The organism is Colwellia sp. MB3u-45 (genome assembly GCF_014077005.1).
In the GTDB taxonomy this organism is placed as follows: domain Bacteria; phylum Pseudomonadota; class Gammaproteobacteria; order Enterobacterales; family Alteromonadaceae; genus Cognaticolwellia.
This window is the reverse complement of record NZ_JACGVC010000044.1, coordinates 157,438-169,333: the sequence shown is the minus strand read 5'-3', so window position 1 is coordinate 169,333 and position 11,896 is coordinate 157,438. Positions and strand designations below refer to the sequence as shown.

Sequence of the window (11,896 nt, the reverse complement as noted above, 5' to 3'; positions counted from 1 at the left end):
ATAGCTACTTATGCTACTTGCACAGATTATATCAGGCTTTTCTCCGTCAAATTGACAGCTTAAATGCGACCTGCATGCTCATTGTGCTTTAAACTTGACCTGCTAATTCAAAGCATAGACACAAAACAGCATCACATCATAACCACATCAAATTGTTCTTGATTATACAGGGTTTCAGTCTGTACTTTAATCTGCTTGCCGATGAAGACTTCAAGCTCAGCCAAATTATGATACTCGTCATTTTCTAATGATTCACTCACCGATGATGAGGTGTAAACAATAAATTTATCCGCGTCATAAGCGCGATTTACCCGCACAATTTCTCGTAGAATTTCAAAACAAACGGTTTCAACTGTTTTCACATAACCACGACCGTGACATACCTCACACTCACCACATAAAATATGTTCTAGGCTTTCACGTGTGCGTTTTCGGGTCATTTCCACCAGGCCTAATGCGGAGAAACCTGACAAACTGTATTTAACATTATCTTTCGCCATCGCCATATCTAAACTATGTAAAACACGGCGCTGATGATCTTTTATATTCATATCAATAAAATCAACGATGATAATACCACCAAGGTTTCTTAACCTAAGCTGTCGAGCAATCGCTTGTGTTGCCTCAATATTAGTATTAAAAATTGTTTCTTCTAAATTACGATGCCCGACAAAAGCACCGGTATTAATATCAATGGTGGTCATGGCTTCGGTTTGATCTATGATCAAAGACCCCCCTGATTTCAAATCAATTTTGCGATGCAATGAGCGCTGTATTTCGTTTTCAACGTTAAACAAATCAAAAATAGGTCGTTCGCCCGGGTAACATTCCAACACAGGGGCTAAATTGGGGACAAATTCAGTGGTAAACTCAAGCAATTGTTCATAAGTGAGTTTTGAATCAATACGAATACGCTCAAGTGAGGCACCAACAAAATCGCGCAGCACACGAAATGCTAACGATAAATCTTGATAGATAGGATCTTTGGTTTGTTTACGCTCTTTTCGCTCAACCACTTTTGCCCAAACGCGACGCAAAAACTCAGCATCATGTTGTAGTTCTTCAATATTGGCACCTTCAGCGGCGGTGCGAACAATAAAGCCATGCTCTTTCGAACAATAAGGCGTAACAATCGATTTCAGACGGTTTCGCTCTGCTGGGTCATCAATACGCTGTGATATTCCCGCGTGGCTAGCGTTAGGCATTAACACTAAATAACGCGCCGCAATGGTAATATCTGTGGTGAGTCGCGCACCTTTGGTGCCCATAGGGTCTTTAACCACTTGCACCACAATATGCTGGCCCTCATGCACCAAATTTCTAATGTCAGGCACTTGTTCACTGTTGTTATCTTCGTTTAAAATGAGTTTAGAGTTAATGTCTGAGGCATGTAAAAAAGCCGCTTTGCCGAGATTAATATCAACAAAGGCCGCTTGCATACCGGGTAAAACACGAATAATTTTACCCAGATAAATATTGCCGACTAAGCCACGCCGAGTTTCACGCTCAACATGGACTTCTTGTAGTGAACCATTTTCGATTAACGCTACTCGTGTTTCACTTGGCGTAACATTGATAAGTAATTCACCGCTCATATCGATTCCTATTTATGCTTGTGTCATTGACGATTCTACGCCAAATGCTGATAACAGCTGTGCTGTTTCATATAAAGGTAAGCCAACAACGGCAGAATAACTACCACGAATTTGTTTGACAAATTGTCCTGCAATTCCTTGAATACCATAGGCACCGGCTTTATCTTGTGGCTCGCCTGTTTGCCAATAGCGCTTTATTTCTTGTTCGGTGAGGATTTTAAAGTCTACTTCAGTACTGACCACAACCACATCAATACGTTCACCTTTTACAGCAGCAATCGCCGTAACTACCTGATGAGTATGTCCCGACAGCATCTTAAGTATAGTAAGACAATCAGCAAGAGATTCAGGTTTGCCTAATATATGTTGACCAAAGACCACACTAGTATCAGAGCCAAGTACCACAACATCATCAGCATATTGCTTGGCAATGACTCGGGCTTTTGCTAATGCCAAGCGCGCGACATAGTGTTCAGGTTTTTCTGCTGCGAGTACAGTTTCATCAAGATCTGCAGGTGCACAGACAAAGTCGTAACCCATTTGTTGAAGTAGTTCTTGTCGGCGCGGTGATTGTGACGCCAAAATCAAAGTAGTAGACATGTTATGTTATTCTAAAGTTTCGTCTTATTTTACGTAAGAGTAAAAAAGCCCAGGGCCAGAGGATAATGGTGGTAAACACCGGATATAAGTAACTGGGTAAAAACACAGCGTCAGTTAAAAATCGTTGTAACCAAAAAACAATTAAGTGATATAACGCCGATAACACACCCATAATCAGTGCTTGCTGCCAAACAGAAAAGTTACGTATTTTCTGAAAATTCCCAGCAACAATATAAACGCTAATCGCCATAGCGCCAGCATGCACACCTAAAGTAGAGCCCAGTAAAACATCGAGAATAAAGCCCATAACCCAAGCTGAAATAACATTAACGCGCGAGGGTAATGCCAAACACCAGTAAAGTAAAACAACCAATACCCAATCAGGGCGAAAAGCATCAACGCTCAAGGGTAGCGGCATAATACTGGCGAGTAGTGCAACTAAAAGCGTTAAAAACATAATTAAACGACTAACAATACTCATTTAATTTTGGCCTTTTCAGCGGGCAATGTTTTACTTTTATTTGGCCCTTGAAGATTATTCTGCTCTGGCCACAATAATAACACATAACGTAAACGATCTATTTTGGCTACTGGCTGGCTTTGAATTTGAGAAAAAGCCCGTGATTCATCTTGAATAACCGCGGAAACTTTTGCTACCGGATAGCCTTCTGGGAATTTACTACCTAAGCCTGACGTCACTAATAAATCGCCCGTACGAATATCACTACTGTGAGGAACATAATTATGGGTTAAACGATCAATAACACCGCCGCCAGTGGCGATGAGCCTAAGCCCATTGCGGCTTATTCTCACCGGCACAGCGTGGGTAATATCAGTGATCAATAACACGCGGCTACTTGTCGTACCCACATGCAATATTTGGCCAACAATGCCTTCATCATCAATAACCGCTTGGCCTTCATAAACGCCGTCGTTAGCACCACGGTTGATCACCACTTGATGAGTATAAGGGTCACTGTCGACGCTAAGAATTTCTGCCACCATTTTTTTAGCATCACCGCGCAATGGTGAAGCAAGCAAGGCTCTGAGTCGATTATTTTCACGTTGAACAATATCTAATTGTAAAGCTTGCTCATGAAAGACTAACTCGTTGATTTTATATTGTTGATTATCGGCAAGGAGTTGGCGACGAGTGATAATATTATCTGCCGCCCAATTCATCATTTGTTTTGGCGCAGTAGCCAAATACTGTAATGGGCTGACCAGTGATTGCAAAAAGCCTCGAGCAGGCTCAAAGCTATTCATTTTATGATCAAAAAATATTAATGTTGCAGAACAAAGCAGCACCAAAACAAGTCGGTGCACAGGAGATGGTCCATGCTTAAATATAGGGTTCATAAATTAAACTTGTATAAATGCTAATTTATTTACCACCATTGGCTTTAAATACCCAGCAAATGTACGAAGTTGACGCTAATCAATGAGTACATTTGATAAGGGTATTAAGCAAAATGGCGATAAATAATGAGTATGCTACTCGTAGGAGAATAAATCGCCACCGTGCATATCAATCATTTCAATGGCCTTACCACCACCACGAGCTACACAAGTTAGTGGGTCATCAGCAACCACAACCGGAATACCGGTTTCTTCCATCAGTAAGCGATCTATACCTCTTAACAAGGCGCCACCACCGGTTAAAATCATACCGCGCTCTGAAATATCAGAGGCTAGTTCAGGTGGTGATTGCTCTAATGCAACCATAATCGCACTAACAATACCGGTTAACGGCTCTTGTAGCGCTTCTAAAATTTCATTGCTGTTTAAAGTGAAACTACGTGGCACACCTTCTGCTAAATTACGCCCGCGCACTTCAATTTCAAGTACTTCGTCGCCAGGATAGGCAGAACCAATTTCATGCTTAATGCGCTCAGCGGTTGCTTCACCAATTAAACTACCGAAATTACGACGTACATAGTTAATAATGGCATCGTCAAACTTATCACCGCCGATGCGGGCAGAAGAAGAATAAACCACACCGTTTAGAGAAATAATGCCGACTTCAGTGGTACCACCACCAATATCAACCACCATGGAACCGGTTGCTTCTGACACTGGCATACCTGCGCCAATTGCTGCCGCCATAGGCTCATCAATCAAATACACTTCACGCGCGCCAGCACCTAGTGCAGATTCACGAATAGCACGTCGTTCAACTTGTGTAGAGCCGCAAGGCACACAAACTAAAACGCGTGGGCTTGGTCGTAAAAAATTATTGCTGTGTACTTGTTTAATGAAGTACTGCAACATTTTTTCAGTCACAAAAAAGTTAGCAATAACGCCATCTTTCATCGGACGAATGGCTTCAATATTTCCGGGTGTGCGACCTAACATTTGTTTGGCTGCCGTACCCACGGCAGCAACACTTTTAGAGCCACCAGAGCGGTCTTGTCGAATAGCCACAACTGAAGGCTCATTCAAAACAATGCCTTGGTCTTTTACATAAATAAGGGTATTTGCGGTTCCTAAGTCAATTGATAAATCGTTAGAAAACATGCCGCGTAATTTCTTAAACATATTGTCGAAATGTCCTTTAAACATAACCTAGGCAACAAATTGCCAGAATATTGTTGTACTTAATTTGCCCGCTACAGATTAGCTGACAAATGATATTTTTTACTGTTAGCACGCTATCATAGCGCAGACTATCGCGCTTGTGTTATTTCAATGACAAAATATGATGAAATATTGAGATTATTTAACTAAAAAAGATAATTCGATAAACATTATCCCCATCGCATTAAATAAATATCTGAAGTTAGCCAAGCGTAATATTAATTGAGGACTTCGTACCATGAGATAATTCGGTCATTACCACGATAAATCCCAAAGCTTAATGTCGCACTTGGGTTGTCATCGTAAAAATTCCCATCATTATTCGCGTCTAAGGTATCCCAGTTAAATGCTAACCAACTTGGCACTTGATATTCCCATTCGAGCGTCCCTTGTTCTGTGGGCTTGGAGAAAAACAATTGGCTTTGAATACCATTATAAAAATCACCTGACACGCTAGCTTCGGTATTACTAACCTCTATGTCATCACTATCACCATCAATGTCGATTAAACGATAATCCCAAAGCTTCATATTACCTGAGTATTTAGCCCCATCCTCTTCACTACCAATAAGCGGCATTAAACAACTTTCATCACTATGAGTGTTAAAGCTTTTATCTTCATCATATACTTCAATAGTTAACTGCGATCGTAACTTGGCATTCTCTGAGCCGTAACTATTTTGTAACACCATACGAGCAAAGCGAATTTCTACCCCATCGGTAACAAAGGTTTCAGTAGCTGATTCTGCTACTTTATTCGTCGAGATATTTATGGCTAATTTTATGCCATCTGTATCATTAACTTGCTCAGTAACAAAGGGGATTTTTGCAGTAAAAGGCGGTAATAAACTGCTACCATCACGGAGATAAGTGAAATGGTCATTAGGCGAAAAAGTATAAAACAATTCACCTGCTTTATCAGGACTGGCCGTTAAGTTACCTGTGTGCATAACGGCACTAATAGCAACGGGTTCATGATCACCGCTAGTGCTGTCAACAACTTGCTGCTCTTTATCATATGACGGTAAACTGATATCAACACTACTTGCCAACAACTTCATAAAACCTTCAGGCTCGCCCAAGGTATAATTTTGGGTGATGGCGTTATTAGCATTGAATGCCGTAATCTTTATTTTCGGTTCAAAATCAATATTATAAGAAATAACGCCTTTATCATCAGTCGTACGTTGTCCGGTATAAGCCCAATTAGAAATGCTACAAGCAGCTCTTTCGTCAGGGTAATAAGGGGCAGCATCAAAATCACCTTTATGTTCTTCCTTAACAGTTTGCTTAAAATAAGCTGGCGTAAAACGCCCAACCTCTATACCTGTCGCTTCAACCCGGCCATTTTTATTACCCAAACCACCATAATTAATATCTTGCACATAACTTTTAATGATCCCAACTTCATCATATTGAGCACCATTAAAGTCCGATTGACCTTTTACGCCATCATTAAAACTGGTGAGCGTTACATCTTGAGCTAGAGGGGTTGCGGTGATTGACTGCTCTGCTGCGTAGGTAAAACTGCCATCAATTGCACCGTTTAGTGAAGGCGCTACTCGCGAGACCTTTAGCTGTAACCTGCCATCTGCTTGGCGATAGTTTTGCGTTAAATCGCCCACAAAGTTTAATGCGCTAACAGTAAATTTGAAGTTTTTACCAGCTTTGTGTTTTATTGAACTAGCGGCACTATCACCCACTAAAGCGCCGTTAGAGTTTGTTGCTGTTAATGCAAAGTGATGGGGTTTCACCCAAAAATTATTAGAGCTACCCACAATCGTAATGTTGGAATTAGAAAATTTAGCATGTAAACGAATTTCACCTGCATCAAAATAATTTGGTGTTGGTATAATAGCCATACTGTCAGAAGCAAAATTTAGTATCACATCATCGGTAAATTGTGGATGTTTTGCGATAGTAATACCCTTGGTTTGAAATGCTAAACCAGCGTTAAAATCCAGGTTAGGGGTAATGTTTTGTTGAGCAAGGCTTACCTTTACATCACCACTGAAAAGTCCTTCACAAACACCATTTTCACTTTTAACCGCGTGTAACTTTACCGTTTCACCAAACTCTTTACCTGCCGTTTGCGCGCTAATAATTTCACTATTGCTATCACCATAAAGAAACCTAAAGCCAGTATCAGAAAAAGTCATCTCACAACCAGTATCAACGCCTGAGCACTCAACAGCATTGCTAGTATCAATCGATAATACAATCGTCTCAGCGGTAACATGTTTAAATTTAAAGCTGCTGCTACCCGTAAATTCTAGTGAAGCTTTTTTCTCCTTGTTGCCTTCTGGTGTGGTAATAGTAAAGTCTACATTGACCGATTCAGTACTTACAGTTGTACAGTCGCTATTGGTACAAGCTTTTATAGTAATTGGCTCAGCCGCACAAGTTAAGCCATTGCCATCATGAACAATTTCATAATGGTCAATAGCCGGCTCTGCACAAGCATGCTTTTGATTATAAAGCTGCTCAATTTCTGTCTCTGTTAATGCACCTTTAAATACATGAGCTTCATCTATTTTGCCAGTAAAATGAAAGCTGTCACCGCCTTCTGCTGATGATTTTGTTTCACCACCTATACTAGCAGGTCCAGTGTCAGTGCCCCAAGTACCGGTATAAGCACTAATGGTGGTAACACCATTAAGCGTTTGTGCCACCCCATTTATATATATTTGCCGTGTTTTAGTAAGGCTATTGTGTACTGCCGCAACAAAAGTCCATCTATTGGGCGTGATAGAGGCCGTAGTATCAACACTGACCGGATTAACTCCACGCGAAAAAAAACGTAATTGGCCATTGCCAGCATCGCCTAAACTAAAACCAAAGCCTTGTTGGTTATTTTCATCATCAATAAATATTCTTGAGCCACTGTTGACATTTTCTGGGTGAATCCAAGCCGTTATTGTAAAACTGTTGTGTAGATCTTCAAATGAACTCGGCAGCTCAATATAATCATCACTACCGTCAAATGCGGCATAACCACAAGTACCTGGGTTGCCCATTAATGCTGGTGAGCCCTTGCCGGTAGTTGCACCATTAACCGCTTGTGCACTAAAGTTACCGGTTTCATCTATCACTTCACCTTTAACACCGACATAATCTGTTTCGTCAAATTTATAGTGAGCAATGGTGCTAGCGCTTCCTAGTAGGGTTACTTCTACGTTGTCTGTAACAGTATCTTCAAAGGCACTTGTCGAAAATGAAAACAAACAAACAAACAAAAAAACAAAATACTTCATGTACTTAATATCCCTTAAATATCCAAAACAGATAACCTTGCACCTGAACTAAATTTGAGCTTTGAAAATTACAATTTGACCAATAATTGAGGCGGGTGCTATTTTTGCCTCATATCTCTAAAAGAACAAAAAATACAAAATGCTGTGTGTGCAAAACTCTCATCTGGCTCGTTTAATTAACACCTGTTTGATATTAAAAAACCATATCGCTTATAAAATTAACATTTGACTTATATGATCAACATTTTGACTCATCTGATCAATACTTTGACCCATATTATTAACCATTAAATTACCAGATCAACATACTTAGTCGAATAATTAACGTTTAAATCACATAATTAACACTTTGTTAATTATGTGATTTAAACGTTTTTATAACAACAAGTCAAGAAAAGCTGTTTTCACTTTAGCTGACTGATATTAGTCAATTCCTTTAAGCTACTTGTTTGGCATCGCGCAGTTTGCCAGCAATAGCCTTGTCATTTGGATTGTTTTTCCCCTTAGTCAGACTGAAGGCACTTGCTTTTAAATGGACGGGGTTGGTAGATTTTTATCAAGCTATTGTTGAATAGGTTTAGCCATATAAACCTTAGAAGTGCTGGAGCTAAAATCAATCAGGAGGTAGGCTCAGGCACCTTTGTTGTGGCTGCTCGAACATAAAAGGTCTCGTAATAGTTAACAACAGACACCTCTAACGACTTAATACCAGATCGACTGTTAACGTTGTAAGTATTTATGTAAGTAAAGTGAGGGTGAGTAAAATCAGCATTCCAGTAAGCTGCTGATTAAATTACTCTGCCATTGCGCTGAAAATTAGCCAAAGACAAAAAAGCTACAAAGATCAATCAGATTTACAATAATATGGCTATTAAAATAACCATAGCGTAAAAACAGCTGACAGGTATGCTGGAGGATAAAACAATAATTTCAATCCAGCTAAGGCCTAATGATAAAGCCGTCGACTCATGGCTTGTCTTAATATTCTATTTTTAAAAACGCAGCTATTGCCAAGTAAGCAACAGGTTGAATGGCTTTAACGGTTGGGTTTGTCACTGAAAAAATTTACTCTGAGACAACATAGGTGGTGAGATATTAGTAGGATGCTAGTAAGATATTTTAAGCCCGACTTGACCCTCTTCGATATTAATAGATTTAGCTAAGTCGTTATTGTAACTATGATTAAAGCTAAAATATTGATGAGATATTTAACCCAGTCAAGCTTAGGCTTAGCGTTTAAAATGGCGGCAACGGCTATCTTAGGCAGTAGGGTCAAAGCGAGTTAAGTGTTACGCTTTTGACTAAGTATCTAGTGTTTCCTCTTCATAATTTGCTTAGCTTCAATCCTGTCTTTAGCGATTAATCTCGGCAGCTAAAGAGAGTTTGATACAAAATCAAAGCAGGCTATGTGCTTCCACCGCTATTTTTCTTGAGGTTTCTTCGTTGTTAATATCACAGGTGCCAGTGGCAGTGATTGTGTAATAACGAATACCAGTACCAGCGTGTACAAAGTCATCGCAGCTAACGCTAACTTTACACTGTGCTAAGCCCAGCGTATTGTCAAAAATAAGGGGGGAATTGTTAATATCAGCCTTACAAGCAATGGCAGGGCCGTTTAACGGAAATACTTCAGCCAACTGCCACTGTAAGCCACTCAGTGCTGCAGTATAAGCCCGTGTTCCTAATACTTCATAGGCGACACTTTCTTGGCTCGACTCTAACATTTTCACTAAAGCGGCGCCGAGTAATGACAAGACAATAATCACAAAAATAGCGATAACTAATGCGCTACCCGCTTGTTGATTTGGGTATCGGGGCTTTCCTGATTGGCTAAGCAATTTGCGAGGCAATTTGCGAGGCAATTTGGGAGGTAATTTGCGAGGCAATTTTGTTAGTATAAACGATTGTTTATGGAACATTCGGCACCTGTATCTCATTATTAAAGACAATCTCTTCTAGGTTACGAGCAAACTTCAACCTGATGACTGCTAAGCCATTTCGTTGTAACGTCGGTGGACTGGTTTGAAAGGGATACTCGTTGACTGCATAATTATCGACATATTCTGCCATCAACACTTTCTTAGTAGTAGTATTAGTAGCGGTGATAGATGGCTTACCATTGATATCGTAGCTATCGTCATCCCCAAAACCGTAATCTTGGTAACGATAAATAGCTTGACCTTCAACACAATAACTTACCGGTGAGCCAATAAAATACAAACGTTCGGTTGGCGATTCCTCTTCAAATCTAATCTTGCTATCAAATCTTATTGTTGATACAACTTGCCTATCGCCGGAATTAGCTACTGATGAAAATTTTTCAATAACACCGGATTTTTTGTTATATATATCATCACTATTTAACGCATAAACAGCCACATATTGTGATGATAAAGCACCTGCCAACATAAGCACCTCAACACTATCACTTGCCGGTTCTGGTGCCACAGGAATATCAAGATAAATCACGCTTTTATCGATTGGCACAAACTCTAAGCATGGATTATTATCGCCGCCGATAGTACGAATGCTATTAGGTAATGCGTTTCTAACTTCACGATTAAGCCGTTCCACCACGAATCTCGCGGTAGAGATTAAAGCATCTCTGTCTGCAGCATCGGTATAACTTTGCGTGCCAAAGCGAAGAAATGAGCTAATACCGGTCGCCAACACACCTAATATAACAATCACGGTGACTAGCTCAATTAAAGTAAAGCCCTGCTGACTTTTAGCTTGATACTTAGGATGATTTTTAAGCTTATGTTTAGATCCAGACATTAAAAATTCGCCCGATAGACCGCAAAAACAAAATCGAAATCTTGCGGTGTGGTTACGGTTACTGTAATAAGCTTGGCGGTAGAGATGTCATCCTCATCGTCATGGTCGCCATCGTAATCACTATCGTTGATCACCTTAACGTTAATTTGATAACCAACATAGATATCGTTTAGAGAGTCATCACCTCCCAACGAACTTTCCATTATTGATAAATTATTATAATCATCAACATCATCAAATCGCTCTCTTGCCCCTGACTCTTCATCAGCTAGGGTTGAAGAACATGCTGTTGCACCACTTTCACCACAGCGATAAATACCGCCCGACTTATCAGAATTTTCATCAAAGGCTTTAGCAATAATTTCATTGATCATCGACTGGCCAAGTTCTGCGGCTTTAATTTGATGTACTTGCTTAGCACTTTGATTAGCTAACGGGTAAATTAAGGTGGTAAATATCGAAAAGGCAATTGATAACACCACAATACCGACAATGATTTCAATGAGGGTGAAACCTTGCTGTGATGCTTTAGTGGGCAGGGTCAATGTTGGGGATACCTTTTGCTTAAAGCGCATGAATATAACCTTCTGACTCTATTTGCACACTGATATTTTGCTCACCGTTAATGGTGATTTTACAAGGAGCATTACAGGAAGAGGATGGTCGGCCCATACTGTCAAATGAAAAGCTATTGTCAGTTATGTTTTCCCCAGAAAAGATGACATCGTCTTGGTCAGCTATCTTCACTTTTGTAGTACTATCTTGCCATGTACTGTTAAAACTTAGCTCGTCAACACAGTTATCAGGCGTGCCTAACTTTTTATCGGTTAGCAAGACAGTGTGGCATCGGTTCTCGTTTTCTGGGTCTGGTGCGGCTTGAGTTTGTTGCATGGCTTTGATTTGAATCAAGCGTAATTTCGCTATCACATCGGTACGATAGCCGTATTCTGAAAAGCCCTTAGCGGTGAAAAATTTAGGGGCTACTGTGACTGAGAGAATGCCCAAGATAATGATCACGATAATCAGTTCAATCAAAGTGAAGCCCTGATTTAAGCGTTTATTTTTCAGATTGTTCAAAATATTCACATTTAC

The 11,896-nt window shown here is 40.1% G+C and carries 10 protein-coding genes; all 10 read right to left on the bottom strand.

Annotated elements, in window-relative coordinates:
- Positions 1 to 131: 131 nt before the first annotated feature.
- On the bottom strand, positions 132 to 1,595 hold the full coding sequence (gene rng / locus H4J41_RS06065; protein ID WP_182136634.1) for a ribonuclease G: 1,464 nt from the start codon (positions 1,593 to 1,595) through the stop codon (positions 132 to 134).
- A gap of 12 nt (positions 1,596 to 1,607) precedes the next feature.
- A complete protein-coding gene (locus tag H4J41_RS06060; protein ID WP_182136635.1) occupies positions 1,608 to 2,195 on the bottom strand; it encodes a nucleoside triphosphate pyrophosphatase in 588 nt (195 codons plus the stop codon).
- A 1-nt stretch (position 2,196) separates the two neighbouring features.
- Positions 2,197 to 2,676, bottom strand: coding sequence for a rod shape-determining protein MreD (gene mreD, locus H4J41_RS06055; protein WP_182136636.1), 480 nt, complete (start codon positions 2,674 to 2,676; stop codon positions 2,197 to 2,199).
- Complete coding sequence (mreC, locus tag H4J41_RS06050; protein WP_182136637.1) at positions 2,673 to 3,554, bottom strand: rod shape-determining protein MreC; 882 nt, start codon at positions 3,552 to 3,554, stop codon at positions 2,673 to 2,675. Before mreC ends, mreD begins: the two co-directional genes overlap by 4 nt.
- A 135-nt stretch (positions 3,555 to 3,689) precedes the next feature.
- Complete coding sequence (locus H4J41_RS06045; protein ID WP_146879278.1) at positions 3,690 to 4,733, bottom strand: rod shape-determining protein; 1,044 nt, start codon at positions 4,731 to 4,733, stop codon at positions 3,690 to 3,692.
- 257 nt (positions 4,734 to 4,990) lie between these two features.
- A complete protein-coding gene (locus H4J41_RS06040) occupies positions 4,991 to 8,026 on the bottom strand; it encodes a LamG domain-containing protein (protein WP_182136638.1) in 3,036 nt (1,011 codons plus the stop codon).
- Positions 8,027 to 9,420: 1,394 nt separating this feature from the next.
- Positions 9,421 to 9,945 (bottom strand): pilus assembly PilX N-terminal domain-containing protein, encoded by a 525-nt coding sequence (locus tag H4J41_RS06035; RefSeq protein ID WP_182136639.1) that lies wholly within the window; start codon positions 9,943 to 9,945, stop codon positions 9,421 to 9,423.
- Positions 9,935 to 10,804, bottom strand: coding sequence for a PilW family protein (locus H4J41_RS06030; RefSeq protein ID WP_182136640.1), 870 nt, complete (start codon positions 10,802 to 10,804; stop codon positions 9,935 to 9,937). Before H4J41_RS06030 ends, H4J41_RS06035 begins: the two co-directional genes overlap by 11 nt.
- Positions 10,804 to 11,379, bottom strand: coding sequence for a prepilin-type N-terminal cleavage/methylation domain-containing protein (locus H4J41_RS06025; protein WP_182136641.1), 576 nt, complete (start codon positions 11,377 to 11,379; stop codon positions 10,804 to 10,806). Before H4J41_RS06025 ends, H4J41_RS06030 begins: the two co-directional genes overlap by 1 nt.
- A complete protein-coding gene (locus tag H4J41_RS17735; protein ID WP_310649807.1) occupies positions 11,369 to 11,890 on the bottom strand; it encodes a prepilin-type N-terminal cleavage/methylation domain-containing protein in 522 nt (173 codons plus the stop codon). The genes H4J41_RS06025 and H4J41_RS17735 overlap by 11 nt, the downstream gene beginning before the upstream one ends.
- Positions 11,891 to 11,896: the final 6 nt, after the last annotated feature.

Bases quoted from the DNA above. Each gene is read 5' to 3' on its own strand.
- H4J41_RS06025 (WP_182136641.1), bottom strand. From the start codon at position 11,379: ATGCGCTTTAAGCAAAAGGTATCCCCAACATTGACCCTGCCCACTAAA.
- mreC (WP_182136637.1), bottom strand. From the start codon at position 3,554: ATGAACCCTATATTTAAGCATGGACCATCTCCTGTGCACCGACTTGTT.
- rng (WP_182136634.1), bottom strand. From the start codon at position 1,595: ATGAGCGGTGAATTACTTATCAATGTTACGCCAAGTGAAACACGAGTA.
- H4J41_RS06030 (WP_182136640.1), bottom strand. From the start codon at position 10,804: ATGTCTGGATCTAAACATAAGCTTAAAAATCATCCTAAGTATCAAGCT.
- H4J41_RS06035 (WP_182136639.1), bottom strand. From the start codon at position 9,945: ATGTTCCATAAACAATCGTTTATACTAACAAAATTGCCTCGCAAATTA.
- H4J41_RS06045 (WP_146879278.1), bottom strand. From the start codon at position 4,733: ATGTTTAAGAAATTACGCGGCATGTTTTCTAACGATTTATCAATTGAC.
- H4J41_RS06060 (WP_182136635.1), bottom strand. From the start codon at position 2,195: ATGTCTACTACTTTGATTTTGGCGTCACAATCACCGCGCCGACAAGAA.
- H4J41_RS06040 (WP_182136638.1), bottom strand. From the start codon at position 8,026: ATGAAGTATTTTGTTTTTTTGTTTGTTTGTTTGTTTTCATTTTCGACA.
- mreD (WP_182136636.1), bottom strand. From the start codon at position 2,676: ATGAGTATTGTTAGTCGTTTAATTATGTTTTTAACGCTTTTAGTTGCA.